This window comes from Pedobacter sp. B4419 (assembly GCF_059693725.1).
In genome coordinates this window covers 2,695,581-2,712,796 of record NZ_JCASSL010000001.1, presented here as the reverse complement: position 1 = coordinate 2,712,796, position 17,216 = coordinate 2,695,581, and the positions used below count along the sequence as shown (strand labels likewise).

Genomic DNA, 17,216 nt, shown 5'->3' with positions numbered 1-17,216 from the left:
CTAAAAAGAGATGAAACTTAATCAGTTCACTAAATTGTTTGTGCTTGTTTTATTATTGGCTACTGCAGCCTGTAAAAAATATGGCTATAATATTCCAGATGGCTATCCTGATAATTCTGGTAATGAAGCCACTGGTAAAATAGATACCAATATGGCATTGATCGATAAATCGATGTATGCTAAGGCTAGGGTATTTCCGGGTTTGGTAGACCAGGCCGAACCTCGCGTTAAAGACGCCAAATTTACTTTAGATCTAAACTTTACCGATCAAACTACAGATAACCTGCGGATTTCTGTGGCACCTCAGCCTCAGTTCAGTACAGGTTATTATGCCGCTCCTGGTGAGTTGGTGAAAATCGTTGTTCCGGCAGGTATCGAAGGCTTGAGCGTACAGATTGGCGGTCAAACCGATAACCTGGGCGGTAAATATCCCTTGTTAAGAGATCCGGTAATTTTTACGCGCAAACAATTGTATGCCGGCGTAAACTATATCCGTAACCTTTATGGAGGTACCATTTACATCAACGCTAGTTTTGCCTACCCTAATCCAGTAGAATTTACTATTTCTAATGCGGTAGTTTCTCCAGATTTTATCTTGGGCCAAAGCACCGATGATGATTGGGTGGCCAAAGTAAAGGCTTCGAATGTGCCATGGTTGGAATTTAGAAGCAAGCGCGTAATCTTCCTGATGCCAAGAGCAAAGGTAATCGCTACTTTCAGCTCTGCTGAACCTTTAACCAATCCAACCGCAGTATTGACCAAATGGAATGATGTATTTGACCTGGATTACAACGGATGGATGGGCCTATCGGATAATGCATCTGATGTGAAAGACCGTAGTCCGCAAGGACCATGGAGAGGGGTATTGGATATTCAGTTGTCGGCTGGATATGGCCACTCAGGTTTCCCTTTTGTAGGAACTGATGATGCCGAATGGTTTGGCAGCTTCTCCAGTCTGAAAAAGATTTCTACCAGCCAAGGCATGTGGGGCAGCTACCACGAATTTGGACACAACTGCCAGCAAGGCAAAGTATGGAGCTGGAGCACACTAGGCGAAACTACCAATAACCTGTTCAGCTTTAAGGTAGCGAATAGAATTGGTGCCGATTACAATATCCTGCACCCGGCGGTATCAAGCGGTTTTCCTCAAGCTATTGCCTATGCCTCGGGTGGTGGTGTCAAAAACTTTGATACGGATGCCGCGATGAACGATCCGTTTAAAAGGATGACCCCATTTGTGCAGATCTTTGAAAAATATGGCTATGGTGCAATGACCTATTTATACTCGCAGGCAAGACACGCCGAGCGCTTGAATAGCAGCGACATTACCATGCACAATTTTGTATATGAAAAGCTCTCTGATTACGCGAAAACTGATCTATATCCATTTTTTTATTCTTGGGGGATAAATGTAAGTGATGCCGTAGTAACAAAGGTTTCGGCTAAATACCCTCTTTTAAATACGCGTCTATGGACCTATAATCCTTTAAATAAGACTGGAGGTACGGGCGCTTTTACCTGGCCGATAACTATTACAGCCAGTTCTGTTGAGCCAGGAGCAGAAGCCTCTGCCATGACAGATGGTAATAACTCAACCATATGGCATTCTAGATGGTCGAGTGCTCCATTGGGTGCTTATCCTTATACTTTAAACATTGATGCCACTGTAAGCCGTACCATTAAGGGTATCTACTTTGTGCCAAGAGGAGACAACAGTAATGGTAGACCAAAGGATATAGAAGTATTCAGTAGCATAGATAATGTAACCTATACATCAATAGGAACTTATCAAATTACCAATGGAACGGCAAAGTACACCTATACTTTTCCGAATCCTATCAAGGCCAGATACTTCAGGGTAGTACTTAAAAATTCATGGCCAAATACGCAAAATGCTGCATTGGCAGAACTGGGAGTGGTTGAATAATAATTTTAAATTTCTAATAGATGAAAGCTATAAAAAAAATAATGCCACTAACATTGGTGATTACGATTGGCCTAGTGATGGGTGGTTGCAAAAAATACGACAATCCGCCACCAATATTCGAAGAACTAAAGCCTGTTAGCGATGTGCAAAGAAAAGTGCTGGTCATCAGTATTGATGGTGTGACCGGAAGTGAGATCAAAACCATTGCGCCACCCATCATCACAGAGTTGCGTAAAACATCTAAATATTCTTACGAGATGCTCAAAAGTGGGGTGGGTACCGATGCTTCTTCATGGGTGAGTATGGCAACGGGCGTAAGTTATTCCAAGCATCAAATCAGTGCAGAGAGTTTTGAGCGCACGCAAGACCCAGGTGGCGATGATCATGCCCCAGTGGTATCCTACAGAAACGTACTTGATTACATTACACAATACAAAGCTACCAAAACGGCTATTGTAACGCCATGGGTTAATCTGCGTACTTATTTGAGAAATGCAGATTTTGCACCAGTGGCAAATAGCGATTTGGCCGTTAAAGACAGCACCATCAACATCTTGAACAAGCAAGATAACCTAGGCGTAATGATGGTTAACCTTAGAGACGTAGAGGCTGCGGGTGCAAACGGAGGATTTGTGGCCACCAATGATAATTACAAAAATGCCATTCTAAAAGCTGATGAATATGTAGGCAATATCCTTGCCGCTGTAAAAGCCAGAAAAAACTACGCCAAAGAAGATTGGTTGGTGATCGTAACCACTAACCATGGCGGCAGCAGCAGCAATCCACAATTAGGATTTTTAATGGCTTCTAACAAAAACTTTAAAGAAGAAAAATTACAAAAAAGAGGTTTTAATACTGTTCAGTTTACTGGATTTTCAAATGCAATAGTACCCAAGGACAATGGATTATATGATATTGGTGATAAAGGGGATATGACGATTCAGGTACAGACCAAATTTGCCGGAGGCCAAAGCTACCCTGGGTTTTTGGGCAAAACAAGTGGCATGAGTGAATCTAATATTACTGGATGGCTTTGGTTGCAAAGTGGCAGTAATTTCGGGGGCTATGCCGGTGGAACATTGAACGGAGGTGCAGGAAAAGATGGGGGCTATACAGGCGGGGGTTCTATTTCCGATAATGCATGGCATACGTTAACTATGACTATTAAAACTACACTTAATGGGTCAAATGTAGTAACTGCAAGAACATTGAAAATGTTTCTGGATGGCGTACTTAAATCTACAACTGATATTGCGGGTAAAAAAAGTATAACTGTTGTCAATCCTTTAACTTTGGGATTTGTTAAAGTTGATAATTCTGGTGGCGCTACTTTCAATGCAGCTAACCTGCAGTATTTCAATGTTGCTTTAAGCGATGCGGCTGTTTTAGCAAATCTTTCGCTAAAAGATATTACCAAGCACCCAAATTATGCCAATTTAAAAGGTTTTTGGCCAATTGATGAGGGTACTGAAAGTATTTTAACCAATAAGGCTCCAGGTGGTTATGATATGGTCTTGTCTGGACCTTATTCTTGGAAAGCCATGGGTACGGATGTACCTCCGGCTACAGCTTTAGACCCTAACGCCGCAGGTAAATCTATTGTGGTTACCCCAACTGCAGTATCAGCAAACATGCTGTATTGGATGAACATTAAGATTTTGCCAGATTTTAGTATTGATGGCAATCCCTTCTTGAACCAATTTGAGTTAGAATTTTTAAAGTAGTTTAAAAATAAATTTAGGTAAAAAAGCGAAGCCCCGTCCAATTGGTCGGGGCTTTTTATTTGAAACATTAGCGTAGGCTACAATTGTGGCAATATTTTCTCCATTACATCCATGCCTTCGTCTATGTGTTTTTGCTCAATGCATAATGCCGGACGGAAGCGAATGGTTTGGTTGCCACAGCCTAAGAACATCACATTGTTTTCCATTCCTTTTTGGATAAAGCTGTTGCGGATTTCCTTGCTCGGGAAATCAAAGGCACAAAGCAAACCACGGCCACGCACATTGCTCATCTGGGGATGTTGGCTAGCGAGTGCAGTCAATCTTTCTTTTAGATAGGCACCTACCTCTGTTGCATTTTTGCACAAATGATCATCGTGTACAATATTTAAAATTTGTGTAGAGCGAACCATGTCTACCAAGTTGCCACCCCAGGTAGAGTTGATACGTGAAGGAACCTTAAACACGTTCGTCTCGATTTCTTCCACTTTCTTGCCTACCAAAATACCGCAAACCTGCATTTTCTTGCCAAAAGCAACAATATCTGGGCGGGCTTTTTCGCTAAAATGTTCATGGCACCAGAATTTGCCCGTAAGGCCAACACCGGTTTGTACCTCGTCATAAATCAAAAAAGCTTCGTTTTCATCAGCCAGTTGACGCAGCTGGATCAGAAATTCTTCACGCAAATGGTTATCGCCACCTTCAGACTGGATAGGCTCGATAATGATGGCACAAATGTCGTCCTTATTATCGGCAAAAGCCTGTTTTACCTGAGCAATAGAGATTTCTTCGCTTGAAATCGCATTTTTTAAATTATCATCGGCCAATGGAAATTTCACTTGTGGTACCGATACCCTTGGCCAATCGAATTTGGCAAACCATTTGGTTTTATCGGGCAGGGTATTGGTTAAGCTCAAGGTATAGCCTGTACGACCATGAAATGCCTTTTCAAAGTGCAATACTTTAAATCCTTTTTCTTCTTTGTAGCCTTTGGCAAAGTTTTTCTGAACCTTCCAGTCCATAGCCACTTTAATGGCATTTTCTACAGCTAAAGCTCCACCGGCAATAAAAAAGGCATGAGGTAGGTAAGCGGGAATACCAACTTTGGAGAATGTAGCCACAAACTCTGCATATTGTTGAGTGTAAACATCAGAGTTAGAGGGGTTAGCCAATGCTGCCAATAAAAGGTTATGCTTAAAGGCCTCGTCATTGATCATTTTGGGATGGTTATAGCCCAAAGGCACCGATGCAAAGCAGGTAAAGAAATCGAGCAGTTGGCGCTTGTATTTCGAATCATAAATATAAGCACCTGTACTTTTCTCCATATCATAGGTCAGGTCGAAACCATCAGCTAAAATATGTTGCTGCAAAGTTTGGTTCACTTGGTCTGGCGCTACACTAAGTTGATACATAAAATTTATATTTTGGTGTTTCTCAAAAGTAACTAAATGTGCCAAATTATCAAATCTGAGCACTTTTTTGAGAAAAAGTCAAAAACTAGGTTTAAACTGTTTAAAGTATGATTATAGACAAAAACCAATTTTAGACTACACATATGTGGAAAACTTTTTAAGCTGATTTATACTTAACCGACAAGAAAAGAAGGGTTATACGAAGCTTTTCATTGGCTGATTAGTTCATTGGCTGATTAGTTCATTTGTGCCTTTATTTACTGAGAATTGCCAATTGTAAACGGATTTCATCTTAAATTTTCGATGTGCCTATGTGGTGTTTAATCATTAATGAATGAAGGGTTATTCAAAGCATCGCATTAGTTCATTAGCCGTTAGTGTCTTTAATTTACTGAGAACTGCCAATTGTAAACTGGTTGCCATCTTAAATTTTCTATGTGCCTATGTGGTGTTTTTTAATCACTAATGAATGAAGGGTTGTTCAAAGCATTGCATTGGTTCATTAGCCGTTAGTGTCTTTAATTTACTGAGAATTGCCAATTGTAAACTGGTTTGTCATTCCAACGTGAGGAGAAATCTGAGTTGGATAAGGTTCTTTAGAGATCCTTCGCTTTGCTCTGGATGACAAGTTGGTTTAGGGAGATTGCTTCGCGCGTTCGCAATGACGACTGGCTATTGACCATCAACTATTAACCATGAACTAAAATACTATAGACTACCGATTAAATGACGTACCTTACCTTGAATTTAGAACGAGTGCGATGAGGTATGGAGTAGTAATTAGTTTCAATTCTTCAAAAGGAATGGGAAACATCAAAGACAATACAACCCACGAGGAATATGCTTTCTCAAAAGAAGATTGTCCACATGAAGTAGAAATCCTCGACGAGGTAGCTTTCGAACCAGTTATTGTTGATAATAAGAAAACGGCTACAAAGGTCAAGCCGAGTTATTAGCCATTCATTGGCTGATTGGCTCATTGATCATGGGTTTATTTGCTGAGCTGGTTACTGATAACTGACAATCGTCAGCTATTTTCTTTACAGATCCTTCGCTTGCTTGGATGATAACGCTTTTAGTATTTTGACTATAGACTTATAGACTATGGACAATTCGTACAAGACTAAGAAATCGCATTGTAAAAGGCATCCCGGTAAATATCGCCCAAGGCAATTACCTGATCGGCAATATAAATGCGGTTGCGCTCAACGCTGCTGATCTTGTTCAATGCCACGATAAAAGATTTATGCACCCTTAAAAACTGCGGACTAGGCAACTGTTCCTCTGTTTTTTTCATTGTCTGCAAACTGGTGATTTTCTCGGTGCTGGTACAAATCACGATATAGTTTTGCATCCCTTCTATATAAAGGATATCTGCTGTGTTTACACGGACGAGTTTATATTCGGTTTTAACAAAAATATGATCTATCTCTTTGTCGCTAGGTGCTGATACAGGTAAAGGTAAAGGAGCATTCTTTTCTGCCAATGCATTCAACACAAATTGGGCCTTTTCTGCGGCTTTATAGAAACGCTCGAAAGAAACGGGTTTCAATAAATAATCAATCACGTTGTTTTCAAAACCCTCCAGCGCATATTCTGTATAAGCGGTAGTTAAGATGACCTGGCATTTATCCTTAACAATCTTCATGAACTGAAGCCCGCTCAATTCAGGCATTTGAATGTCTAAGAAAACCAAGTCTATGCCACCCTCGATTACTTTATTGAGCGCCTCTAACGGATCGGTTGTACTGTAGGCCAATTCCAAAAACGGGACTTTGGTTAAATGGTGCTTCAGTACATCTATGGCCAAGGGTTTATCATCAACAATTAGGCAACGGATCATAACAAGTCTATTTTGAGGTCAACGGTAAAGGTACTGTTTTGTTGGTCAATCAGCAGTTCATGTTTTTGCGGATAAATCAAGGCAAGACGTCTTTTTACATTCACCAAGCCTATGCCACCCGTCTTATCTTTTTTTAAGGTATTGACCTTATTCCTTACACGCATGTGAAATTGATTTTCGGTTATGCCCAGTTCGATTAGGATAGGCTCGCTTTCGTCTTTAAAAACACCATGCTTAAAGGCATTTTCAATAAAATTGATCAAAATTAGGGGTGCGATTTTCTGATTCGTAACTTGTCCTTCTACCTTAAAATTGATAAACGACATTCCTTTTTGGCCAATGCGCTGCAGTTCGATCACATTTTCAAGGTATTCGATTTCCTTGGCCAAGGGCACATGCGTGTCATCGCTTTCTCGCAACATGTAACGCAACAGCTCAGAGAGTTTAAGCAGGGCATCAGGCGCTTCCTCACTTTGCCGTTGGGTGAGTGAATAAATATCGTTAATGGTATTGAACAAAAAATGAGGGTTTACCTGTGATTTCAAAAAAGCCAGTTCGGTTTTGAACTGCTCCTTTTCGGCGATCTCTTTCTCCACGCGCATGGTTCGCCAGTCCATTAGATAGCTCAGCAACAAGCCTAAAAAGATGTGGATGAAGTTAGCACTGACTACAATCATCGCTGCGGATAAAAAACTGAGGTCTATTTCATAGCTTTTCCAGCCTATAGATGGATAAAAATGCTGTTCGAGGTAATAATACAAGGGCGCAAAAGTTAATATCGCGCCTAAAAGCGAAAGAACGTATTTAAAAATGTTGCCTTTCTTTAAGCAATAAGGCACAAGCAAAAGATAGTTCACATAGAAAAATGCTACGGAACAAGCTGTTTGAATGAGCTTAACGGGAAGCACAATACGCAAAAATAAACCCCAGTCTATTTGACTGCCTAAAACACCGGTGCCTAGGGCTACCAATAATACCTGAACAAATACCAGTAACCAGTAACCGATATGCAGGTAGCGGATGTTATGCTTCTTCATGGCTTAAAAATAAGCTAAAAATGATGGCCTCATCAAATAGAATACACCAAAAGCCAAATTTCATTGACGAAATGCTTCATTTTCCACACTTAGGGCCTAACGCGAAAATCTAACTCTTGTCAAGGAGTTTTGGGCTTTCGTCAATCGCTTTTGTCGAGGCGTTAAAGATGCTCCACCTTTGAGACATCAAAACTAAGAACATGAAAACGAAAGCAATCCATATTATTCTATTTACAATTTTAATGAGCTTTGGCCTGAAAGCAAAAGCACAAACAAGCCTACAACAGGAAAAGAATATTCAGAAATTTATCCAGGTATGGGCTTTGATCAAGTATAAATCTCCCCAAGGCATAAGTGGCAAGTTCGATGCCGACAAGGTATTTCTAGCCAACGTCGCTTCGGTAAGCAAAGCCGACGAAGCTACCTGTAACGAACAACTATTGGCTTTGCTGAAAGAAAACACAATTGGAGTAACCAAAGTTAAACCAATAAACGATAAAGCGCTATACCTTAATAAAAACCTAAATTATGACTGGATAAAAGCTTATCCCAAAAACCTGCAATCAGAATTGAAGCTGTTGGTTAGCAATACAAATGCAACTGGCAAGCACTATTACATTTCGGCAGATGGCAAAAACGCTGGATTGGTGCCTAACGAACCTGTATACGCTGATTATGATTTTAAAAGCGAAGCCATGAATTTATTGGCCTTGGCCAAAGCCTGGGCAGCTATCGAATACCTGTTTCCTTATAAATACGTGATTGGCCGAAACTGGTGTGATGTATTAGCAGAATCTATCCCGATGTTTAGGGCTGTCGATTCGAGAATGAGCTATGAAAAAGCAGTATTGACACTAGAAAGCGCCATTAATGATACTCATGCTGGTGGATTTATTGGGCAGATGAAAACCTTGCCAAAAATCTTTAAACTGGTCTATTATCCGCCATTCGACTATCAGGTTGACCAATGGACAATTGTAGTGAAGAATTTTTTGAATGATTCTTTGGCCAAGGCCTCGGCTATCAAAGTTGGTGATCAGATTGTGGAAATCAACGGAACAGCTACAGAACAGTGGCTAAAAGAACGCAGCGCCTTGTTGCCGGCTTCTAACTATGCGGTAAAACAGCGCCACCTTTCAACCGATTTTAAAGGAACTGCTTTCGCTTTTGGTGATTTGCCCAGTAAAACCTTAACAGTAAAGGTACGCAGAGGCAATGCATTGTTAGAGCTGAAATTAGAAATGCTAGAACGAAGCAATAAAAACCATGTTGCCCTGATTAATGCCTACTTTAAAGCAAAATTAAATGAAAGATGGGCGCCTAAGGGCTACGAAGAACTAAATGGCAATATTGCAGTTGTAAGAGCTGGTAATTTTATGGAGACAGGCTTGCCAGAAGATGATGCCGCTTTAATGGAATTTTCAAAACAATTGAAAAGTAAAAAAGCGATCATTTTCGATATGCGTAATTATCCGCAGGCACCGGGGCTGTTCTATTATTTTTTGCCGACAGCTTTGGGCAAGCCAGCCTTTTATTTCGCTCGCTATTATCGTGCAGGGCTTAAAAATCCGGGTACTTTTGTAAAACAGGAAGCCATAGAGGATTATCTCTCTAAAGACATTAAGCCAATGGGCGATTTGTATACCGGCAAAATTGTAATCCTAACCAACGAAAATACACAGAGCATGGGCGAGTGGTTTTCCATGATGTTACGTCAGATTAATAATAAAACGATTGTTTTGGGCAGCCAAACTGCCGGTGCCGATGGCGATGAGAAGCAATTGAATTTACCGGGAGGCTATGAGTTTGCATTTACAGGCAATGGTATTTTTTATCCGAACGGAAAAGAAACACAAAGAATAGGCATAATCCCTGATATCGAATTTAAACCAAGCGTAGCAGAAATTGCATCAGGTACAGATGTGCAACTACAAAAAGCGATCGACTATATCAACAAAATCAAATAAACGCAAATGTAAGGTTCAAGCTAGCTCAAAATCTGGGCTAGCTTTTCTTGCATTCCCCAAATGCCCAACAAGCCCCCAGTATGGATGGCTAATATCTTGGCGTCTTTTTCAAAAGCACCATTTTTGGCCAAATCGTTAATGGCAAAGAAGAGTTTTGCAGTATATACAGGATCGACCAATAAGCCTGTTTGCGCAATGAAATCCTTCATAAACTGTAACAGTTCGGGTGTGGTTTTGGCATAGCCACCAAAATGATAATCGTTATGAAGGCTGAGCTGATTGAGCTTGCTTTCGTATTTAGCTATTTCAGAGGCGATAAATTGGCCACCTTTGAGCACAGGAACTACATGAAGCTGGGTAGCTAAGTTTTGCTTGTAAATGCCCTTCAGTAATCCTGCAGCAGTAGTGCCGGTGCCTGCCGCACAAAAAATATGGTCATATTGTATGGACAACTCGTCGATGATTTCAGCGCAACCTTGTACCGCTTGGGTACTGGCTCCGCCCTCATCTATGAAATAGGCTTCCGCATCTTTACCGAAATATCTGTCAAATAGCTGTTGCTTGTCTTTATAGCTTTCCCGGTCTACAAAAATCAAGTGCATGCCAAAGAGTTTGCAGAGCAGCAGCATTTCGTTGTGAACCGTTTCGCCACGAACAAAAGCTGTGGCCTTAAGTCCGTTTCTCGAAGCAACAGCTGCCGTAGCTACCAAATGGTTAGAATAGGCGCCGCCAAAGGTTACCAAATGCTTTTTATCCTTGCTTTGGGCATCGGCCAAGATGTATTTCAGTTTTCGCCACTTATTGCCCGAAATATAAGGATCGATCAGATCATCCCGCTTCACCCAAACTTGCTTGAGGTGCTCAAAATTGATGGCTTGAATGGGACTGTAGATTTGCATAAACAAAAAGCTCCACCAAAGAGAAGCTTTTTTGCCGAGGTTTTAAAATTTTTAGGCTATTTGCCGAAGCCAAAGCCAATACCTGCATTTACATATTGGTATTTGGTAGCTGTGTAAGAGGCATAAAGCCTTAAAAAAGCGAGATCTAATTGAAAGCCAAGGCTGGCTCTAAATCCATCCAAGTCATTTTTAATAGCTATAGGGTCGTTAAACGTGGTCGTTTTGTTAGGATCGAGCAAAGTAGGGGTGCTGAATTGGTAGCTTCCCAATGCCCTTAAAGTTGAATTGGCGCTGTTATAGCCTATGCTTGCAAATGGGGTAAATGCCAATAGTTTTTTAGAAACAATCAGCTCTGAGCTAAACCCGTTGACTTTAATGTCCAATTCCTGATTTGAATTGGATGCACTTGTATTTACGTGCAGGGGCAGGCTGTAGTTAAGGCGGGTAAAGCCTAAGGCAATGGCTAAATTAAAGGGAATCAGGTTTTCTCTTTTGCCCAAAATTAGCGGAAACAGCTCTGCTTTGGCACCAATACCAAACATGTCGATTTTTCCAGCGTCGCTACCCAGTTTGATCTTTGGTACATAGCGAAGCGAAACATCAATATTTCTAGGCAGGCCTACCGTTAACTGAACCTGCGGAGATGGCACAAAATTTAAACCAGAGCCCTGAGGCAGGTTAAAAGTTTCGTTGGTTGGGGTTCCATTGTAGTATAAACGCATATTGGCACCGCTGTTATTATCGCCAAAAGCCGTAGGACCTGTACTTGGTCCGCCAGGAGTAGCCGGTCTGATGTTTTGCAGACCAAGCGTATTTACATCATAAGAACGGTCTGAAGAAGGCACAAAAGCCAAAGTTGCCGTAAAGCGCAAATCAAAACGCAAAAAACCTTGCCTCTTGGCTGTATTGTTCCAACCTGAATTTAAACCGACGCCCAAACCCTTGAACAAAGGGTTCATGTAAGCATTGATTAATTTTGTTGCATCTTCGGGCCCAGACTTAAATAAGCCTTCCACATCTTTTTGGGCCATCAACTGGAAAGGAAATAAAAAAGCGCTTAGGATGAGAGTTATCTTAAGCGCGGATGATTTAGTTTTCATCTTCTATACCTGTTTAAAAATCCAATCAGTGTTTGAAGTAGATCTTCCTGATCAGATAAGGAAAAAAGTTTAAGATAATCTTAACATTTTGAGTAAAATTTTTCATACGCCCACCTATTTAGTTCTTTATAAGTGCTGTATAAACAAATAGCGAGCCAATTTGTTTTTTTCGGTATTATCAAATTGTTAATCCTATTTTTGTGGCATGGAAAACCATAATATTGAGCAGGAAGAAGAGCAGGACCTATTTGAGCATTTTAATATTGTTGTAGATAAAGGACAGTCTTTGTTGCGAATCGACAAGTTTTTAATGCACCGGATAGAGAATGCCTCCCGTAATCGGATTCAAAATGCCATTGATGCGGGTAATGTACTGGTCAATAAGAAAACAATCAAATCAAGCTATAAGGTAAAGCCATTTGATGAAATTTCCATCGTATTTGCCCATCCGCCCCGCGATACCGAAGTTTATCCAGAAAATATTCCATTGGATATCGTTTATGAAGACGAAGACCTTTTGGTGGTAAATAAACCTGCGGGAATGGTGGTGCATCCAGGTTTTAATAACTATACAGGTACATTGGTTAATGCTTTGGCCTATCATTTTGAGCAGCTGCCCACTTTGCCAGGCAATGATGGCCGGCCCGGATTGGTACATCGGATTGATAAAGATACCTCTGGGCTTTTGCTCATCAGCAAGAACGAAATTACGATGACCAAATTGGCCAAGCAGTTTTTCGACCATAGCATTACCCGAAAATACGTTGCCTTGGCTTGGGGCGATATAGAAAAAGACGGCAGGGTAGAAGGCTACATTGGCCGAAGCCTGAAAAACAGGATTGTGATGGATATGTATGATGACGAAGAAAAAGGGAAATGGTCGGTAACTAATTATTCGGTATTGGAGCGCCTGGGCTATGTCACGCTCGTTAGTTGCCAATTAGAAACCGGCCGTACCCATCAGATCAGGGCGCATATGCAACACATCGGACATCCTTTGTTTAGCGATGCCAATTATGGTGGCGATAAGATTTTAAAAGGAACTACGTTTGCCAAATACAAGCAGTTTGTGGCTAATTGTTTTGAGCTGATGCCGCGCCAGGCGCTACATGCACAAACTTTGGGCTTTATTCATCCCACTACCAAGCAATACTTGGAATTTGAAGCTCCTTTGCCGGCTGATTTTGAAGCCGTTTTAACTAAATGGCGTAATTATTCTTTACAAGCACAATAAGAGATGTCGCAATACATTTTGCATAACGACGAGTTTTTTGCCGCAGACGAAGCGATAATCAAATCGAGTAACCGTGGCTTTAAGTTTGGCGACGGACTGTTCGAATCGATGCGCCTGTGCAACGGCAAGCTCCAATTTGCAACTTTGCATGCCGATAGACTAAAGGCCGGAATGAAGGCTTTAAAGATGGAAGGCTACGCCCTGCTCGACGATTATTTTCTGAAACAAAAAACCACTGAGTTGCTCAAGAAAAATAAAATGAGTGGTAATGCCCGCTTTCGCCTTTCGATTTACAGGGATGGTGAAGGATTATATACTCCACAAAGCAACAAAGTAGGCTATCTTTTAGAATGCAAGCCCTTGGAAGAGCCTTACTATGAGCTGAATAAAAAAGGCTTGATCATCGATGTGTACGATGAAATTGCTAAGCCCATCAATAAATTGTCCAATTACAAAACCAGTAATGCATTGTTGTATGTAATGGCTGCGTTGTACCAAAAACAGCACCGCCTGGATGAAACCCTGATCTTGAACCAAAATGGCTTTTTGTGCGAAAGCATGAGCTCTAATGTATTTGTAGTTTATCAGAAGCAGATCTATACGCCGGCCTTATCCGAAGGATGCGTGGCAGGAGTAATGCGCAACGTTGTATTGCAATTGGCCAAAACCCATCAGTTGCCCTTGATCGAAGCACAAATTAGTCCGGAGATTTTAAAGGAAGCCGAAGAAGTATTTGTAACCAATGCCGTGAGTGGCATCCGTTGGGTAATGGGCTATGGCAAAAAGCGCTATTTTAACGAAGTGGCGAAAATGTTGAGCGAGAAGTTAAATTCACTGGTTCATTAGTTTGTTATTGGCTGATTAAAGGATTAGTTATTGGTGAATTGCAAACTGAATTTTCTAAAAAAAGATTGCTTCGCTGATAAAAGTCGGCTCGCAATGACGATCCTTGCACTAAGGACCATAAATTATAAACCAACCCCTCTTCCATCTCCCATCTTACCTCTTCCATATTACAACCCAACCATTGAAATTAACCTAAAATTTTAGTAATATTGGTTACACACAAATTTAACCGAAATGAAAAAATTACTCATTATCGTGATGGCTTGCTATGGCCTAAACGCTCGTTCGCAAGTGAACGAATCCAAAAACTTTATGTACTTCTATTCCGATTCCACGGTTTATGCCCAAAAGATCAGGCTTCGTCCCGATTTTGCAGGTTCTTGGACCTTAAGGGCCGATTCTCGGCGAGTGCCTACTGCACAAGTCAAGTTCTTTAGCAATGAAGACGGTTTTTTTGCCAATACCAGGAAACTCAATTTTTTTGGAGAGGCCTCGTTTGCCGAGAGGATTATTGAAGGGAAAATTAACCTTTATCAACAAGTAGTTTATGACGATGTTCCTGTGGAGACAGACTATTATAGGTTTAGAGCCTACAGGCGACAAGTGGTGAACACCCGAATGTTTTTTAATAAGGGTTTTTTAGATTTGAAAAGAGTAAATTATAACAACCTCAGCGAAGCGATGGCCGACAATCCGAAAAGTTTGGACCTGTTAAAAAGCTACCGGAGCAGCAAGAATACGGGTACCATCATGTATGTTGCGGCTGGAGCAGCAATTATTGCTGGTGCCATTACTTTTCTTTCGGGCAATGACTTTAAAAACAATCCTAATACAGGATGGAAAGAGCTTGGCGATCGCAATTACACGGGAAGCTACGTTTTGATGGGAGCTGGCCTCGGTTTAACCGTAGGAGGCTACCTCATCCAAGAATCTGGCAAGAAAAATATAGAAAGGGCTATCGAAAACTATAACCGATAGTCCAATAAACAAACAGGCAGGCCAATGGCAAGCCTGTTTGTTTATTGATGTCATTAGTTCATTTGCTGATTAGTCAATTGCAAACGGTCAACCGGTAACTAGATTGCTTTGTCGTTACTCTCCTCGCAATGACAGTTTTTTGACTACAGACTATCGATCATAGACTATAGGCTATGGACCATCGGCCACTAACCGTCGACTATGGACTATTAGCTTAATAGCCGCATTCCCCTTAAAAATTCTTCAATTGGCATTCGCTTCTTGCCTTCGTATTGGATATCGTTCAACTTTAAGAAACCGTCTTTCGTTGCAAATTTAAGATAGGTTTTTCCATCGGTTAAAAAGGCTCCGGCAGAAATGCCAGGTTCTTTTTCTTCCAAGTTCGCACCGAATATTTTTAAGGTCTTTTCGTTAAATATGGTAAACGCTGCAGGATAGGGGCTCAGGCCTCTAATGTGGTTATAAACAATTTGAGTAGGCTGGTTCCAGTCGACCTTGCAAAATTCCTTAAAAATTTTTGGCGCCATTTTAAGCTCCTCGCTGTGTGGCTGCGGTACTTCGTTGTAATCGTTAGCTTCGATGGCTTTTACGGTTTTAACCAATAAACTCGCACCCAGTTCCATTAATTTATCATGCAGTGAACCTGCAGTTTCATCGTCGCCAATGGCCACAGAATCAGAAAAGATAATATCGCCGGTATCAATTTCCTGTTTGAGGAAAAAAGTGGTTACGCCACTTTCCTTCTCTCCATTGATGATAACATGATTAATTGGGGCGGCGCCACGGTATTGAGGTAGCAAAGAGGCATGCAGGTTAATGGTGCCTTTGGGTGGCATATTCCAAACCACTTCCGGCAGCATCCTAAAGGCAACTACCACCTGCAGATCGGCCTTAAGCGCTTTAAGGGCTTCAATAAACTCGGGGTCTTTCAGCTTAAGTGGCTGCAGTACGGGAACTCCCTTTTCAACAGCATATTTTTTTACGGCGCTTTCGCTCAGCTTTTGTCCACGTCCGGCAGGCTTATCTGCTCCTGTTACTACAGCAACAACATCCAATCCGGCCTGTAGCAGGGCATCTAAAGAGGCAACGGCAAAATCGGGCGTACCCATAAAAACTATTTTCATATTTGTATTGTTATTCCCAGCACACAAAACCGCATTGCTGTTTAGTACAAAACTAAAAAAAATCACTCAAATTGTTCGCTGTCCCTATGGTTTCAACCGAAGAAGTAATCAATTCAAGCCACCTGGTTTACGTTAATCCGGCTATGCCAGGGTTTTATAGAAAAGGTAAGCCAGGCAAATTCTATTATGAAGATACCAAGGGCAACCGGCTTAAAAGCGAGGCTGATCTAGAGCGCATCAAGAAATTGGTACTGCCTCCAGCCTGGACCGAGGTATGGATTTCGCCCAAAAAGAATGGCTATTTGCAGGCAACAGGTCTTGATGTTGCCGGAAGAAAACAATACCGCTACCATCCAGATTGGACTACCAGACGGGCCGACCATAAGTATTTTAGGCTGCTGGAGTTTGGCAAGGCACTGCCCAAAGCCCGTCTGCAAATTGCCAAAGACCTGAGAAGAAAAGCCTTCGACGAAAGAAAAGTGCTGGCCATTAGTTTGCGTGTAATTGAAGAGACTTTAATCAGGATTGGGAACGAAAGCTATAAAAAAGCTTATGGAAGTTATGGTTTGAGCACCTTGCGGGATAAACATTTTAAGCAGGAAGGCAATCGGTCTTTTCTCACTTTCGTGGGCAAAAAGGGCGTTAGTCAAGAAGTGGAGCTGAACGATAAAAACTTGGCCAAATTGGTTAAAAAATGCAAGGACATTCCCGGACAGGAGCTTTTTCAGTTTTATACACAAGGCACAACGCATAAAGCCATCGATTCGGGAATGATCAACAATTATATCAGGGAAATAACGGGTAGCGATTTTACGGCCAAAGATTTCAGGACTTGGGGCGGTACCTTGGAGGCGTTAAGGCAGTTGGCTTGTTTAACCCAACGATATCCAGAAATGTCTAAGCAAAAGATTATTGTAGAGATGCTTGATTGTGTGGCGGGCAAATTGGGCAACACGAGGGCTGTTTGTAAAAGTGCTTATGTTTATCCACAATTGTTAACGGCTTTTGAAGAAGACCGTTTGCAACCTTATCTCAAAAAAATCAATATTGAAGTCAGCACAAATAAAGACGCAATACGTAATGATGAAAAGATATTGTTGCAGTTTTTGAAGAAAGAGCATCATTAGC

Annotated in this window: 14 protein-coding genes; 8 read left to right on the top strand and 6 right to left on the bottom strand. The window is 41.3% G+C overall.

Features of this window, described 5'->3' with window-relative positions; all coding sequences use genetic code 11:
* Positions 1-10: 10 nt before the first annotated feature.
* Entirely contained in the window at positions 11-1,927 is a 1,917-nt protein-coding gene (locus tag AC570H_RS11290) for a M60 family metallopeptidase (protein ID WP_497354759.1), read from the top strand.
* 20 nt (positions 1,928-1,947) lie between these two features.
* Positions 1,948-3,651 (top strand): alkaline phosphatase family protein, encoded by a 1,704-nt coding sequence (locus AC570H_RS11285; protein ID WP_497354757.1) that lies wholly within the window; start codon positions 1,948-1,950, stop codon positions 3,649-3,651.
* Positions 3,652-3,728: 77 nt separating this feature from the next.
* Here AC570H_RS11285 and lat read toward each other — a convergent pair whose 3' ends face one another.
* Positions 3,729-5,060 (bottom strand): L-lysine 6-transaminase, encoded by a 1,332-nt coding sequence (gene lat, locus AC570H_RS11280; RefSeq protein WP_497354755.1) that lies wholly within the window; start codon positions 5,058-5,060, stop codon positions 3,729-3,731.
* 761 nt (positions 5,061-5,821) lie between these two features.
* Here lat and AC570H_RS11275 point away from each other — a divergent pair.
* Positions 5,822-6,016 (top strand): hypothetical protein, encoded by a 195-nt coding sequence (locus AC570H_RS11275; RefSeq protein WP_497354753.1) that lies wholly within the window; start codon positions 5,822-5,824, stop codon positions 6,014-6,016.
* A 167-nt stretch (positions 6,017-6,183) separates the two neighbouring features.
* Here the strand turns inward: AC570H_RS11275 and AC570H_RS11270 are convergent, their stop codons facing one another.
* Together AC570H_RS11270 and AC570H_RS11265 are read right to left on the bottom strand one after the other, a co-directional pair.
* Positions 6,184-6,903, bottom strand: coding sequence for a LytR/AlgR family response regulator transcription factor (locus AC570H_RS11270; protein ID WP_497354751.1), 720 nt, complete (start codon positions 6,901-6,903; stop codon positions 6,184-6,186).
* On the bottom strand, positions 6,900-7,940 hold the full coding sequence (locus AC570H_RS11265) for a sensor histidine kinase (protein ID WP_497354749.1): 1,041 nt from the start codon (positions 7,938-7,940) through the stop codon (positions 6,900-6,902). The genes AC570H_RS11270 and AC570H_RS11265 overlap by 4 nt, the downstream gene beginning before the upstream one ends.
* 200 nt (positions 7,941-8,140) lie before the next feature.
* Between AC570H_RS11265 and AC570H_RS11260 the strand changes: the two genes are divergently transcribed.
* Positions 8,141-9,907: a S41 family peptidase gene (locus AC570H_RS11260; protein ID WP_497354747.1), complete on the top strand. Its 1,767-nt coding sequence runs from the start codon at positions 8,141-8,143 to the stop codon at positions 9,905-9,907.
* Positions 9,908-9,927: 20 nt separating this feature from the next.
* Here the strand turns inward: AC570H_RS11260 and AC570H_RS11255 are convergent, their stop codons facing one another.
* Together AC570H_RS11255 and AC570H_RS11250 are read right to left on the bottom strand one after the other, a co-directional pair.
* On the bottom strand, positions 9,928-10,806 hold the full coding sequence (locus AC570H_RS11255; protein ID WP_497354745.1) for a 1-aminocyclopropane-1-carboxylate deaminase/D-cysteine desulfhydrase: 879 nt from the start codon (positions 10,804-10,806) through the stop codon (positions 9,928-9,930).
* 56 nt (positions 10,807-10,862) lie between these two features.
* Positions 10,863-11,906 carry a DUF6588 family protein gene (locus AC570H_RS11250; RefSeq protein WP_497354743.1) on the bottom strand — a complete coding sequence of 348 codons (1,044 nt, stop codon included), beginning with the start codon at positions 11,904-11,906 and terminating at the stop codon, positions 10,863-10,865.
* A gap of 205 nt (positions 11,907-12,111) precedes the next feature.
* On the opposite strand from AC570H_RS11250, the gene AC570H_RS11245 reads away from it, so the two are divergent.
* The 3 genes from AC570H_RS11245 (at position 12,112) to AC570H_RS11235 (ending at position 14,964) form a co-directional block, all read left to right on the top strand.
* Complete coding sequence (locus tag AC570H_RS11245) at positions 12,112-13,140, top strand: RluA family pseudouridine synthase (RefSeq protein WP_497354741.1); 1,029 nt, start codon at positions 12,112-12,114, stop codon at positions 13,138-13,140.
* Positions 13,141-13,143: 3 nt separating this feature from the next.
* On the top strand, positions 13,144-13,986 hold the full coding sequence (locus tag AC570H_RS11240; RefSeq protein WP_497354739.1) for an aminotransferase class IV: 843 nt from the start codon (positions 13,144-13,146) through the stop codon (positions 13,984-13,986).
* A gap of 234 nt (positions 13,987-14,220) precedes the next feature.
* Positions 14,221-14,964, top strand: coding sequence for a hypothetical protein (locus tag AC570H_RS11235; RefSeq protein WP_497354737.1), 744 nt, complete (start codon positions 14,221-14,223; stop codon positions 14,962-14,964).
* A 209-nt stretch (positions 14,965-15,173) separates the two neighbouring features.
* Here AC570H_RS11235 and fmt read toward each other — a convergent pair whose 3' ends face one another.
* Positions 15,174-16,088, bottom strand: coding sequence for a methionyl-tRNA formyltransferase (gene fmt / locus AC570H_RS11230; RefSeq protein WP_497354735.1), 915 nt, complete (start codon positions 16,086-16,088; stop codon positions 15,174-15,176).
* Between the two features lie 86 nt (positions 16,089-16,174).
* On the opposite strand from fmt, the gene AC570H_RS11225 reads away from it, so the two are divergent.
* The gene (locus AC570H_RS11225) at positions 16,175-17,215 is read left to right on the top strand and encodes a DNA topoisomerase IB (RefSeq protein WP_497354733.1); all 1,041 of its coding nucleotides are present in this window, start codon (positions 16,175-16,177) and stop codon (positions 17,213-17,215) included.
* Position 17,216: the final 1 nt, after the last annotated feature.

Bases quoted from the DNA above. Each gene is read 5' to 3' on its own strand.
- AC570H_RS11240 (WP_497354739.1), top strand. From the start codon at position 13,144: ATGTCGCAATACATTTTGCATAACGACGAGTTTTTTGCCGCAGACGAA.
- AC570H_RS11250 (WP_497354743.1), bottom strand. From the start codon at position 11,906: ATGAAAACTAAATCATCCGCGCTTAAGATAACTCTCATCCTAAGCGCT.
- AC570H_RS11265 (WP_497354749.1), bottom strand. From the start codon at position 7,940: ATGAAGAAGCATAACATCCGCTACCTGCATATCGGTTACTGGTTACTG.
- AC570H_RS11245 (WP_497354741.1), top strand. From the start codon at position 12,112: ATGGAAAACCATAATATTGAGCAGGAAGAAGAGCAGGACCTATTTGAG.
- AC570H_RS11270 (WP_497354751.1), bottom strand. From the start codon at position 6,903: ATGATCCGTTGCCTAATTGTTGATGATAAACCCTTGGCCATAGATGTA.
- AC570H_RS11225 (WP_497354733.1), top strand. From the start codon at position 16,175: ATGGTTTCAACCGAAGAAGTAATCAATTCAAGCCACCTGGTTTACGTT.
- lat (WP_497354755.1), bottom strand. From the start codon at position 5,060: ATGTATCAACTTAGTGTAGCGCCAGACCAAGTGAACCAAACTTTGCAG.
- AC570H_RS11255 (WP_497354745.1), bottom strand. From the start codon at position 10,806: ATGCAAATCTACAGTCCCATTCAAGCCATCAATTTTGAGCACCTCAAG.
- AC570H_RS11285 (WP_497354757.1), top strand. From the start codon at position 1,948: ATGAAAGCTATAAAAAAAATAATGCCACTAACATTGGTGATTACGATT.
- AC570H_RS11275 (WP_497354753.1), top strand. From the start codon at position 5,822: ATGAGGTATGGAGTAGTAATTAGTTTCAATTCTTCAAAAGGAATGGGA.
- AC570H_RS11235 (WP_497354737.1), top strand. From the start codon at position 14,221: ATGAAAAAATTACTCATTATCGTGATGGCTTGCTATGGCCTAAACGCT.
- fmt (WP_497354735.1), bottom strand. From the start codon at position 16,088: ATGAAAATAGTTTTTATGGGTACGCCCGATTTTGCCGTTGCCTCTTTA.
- AC570H_RS11290 (WP_497354759.1), top strand. From the start codon at position 11: ATGAAACTTAATCAGTTCACTAAATTGTTTGTGCTTGTTTTATTATTG.
- AC570H_RS11260 (WP_497354747.1), top strand. From the start codon at position 8,141: ATGAAAACGAAAGCAATCCATATTATTCTATTTACAATTTTAATGAGC.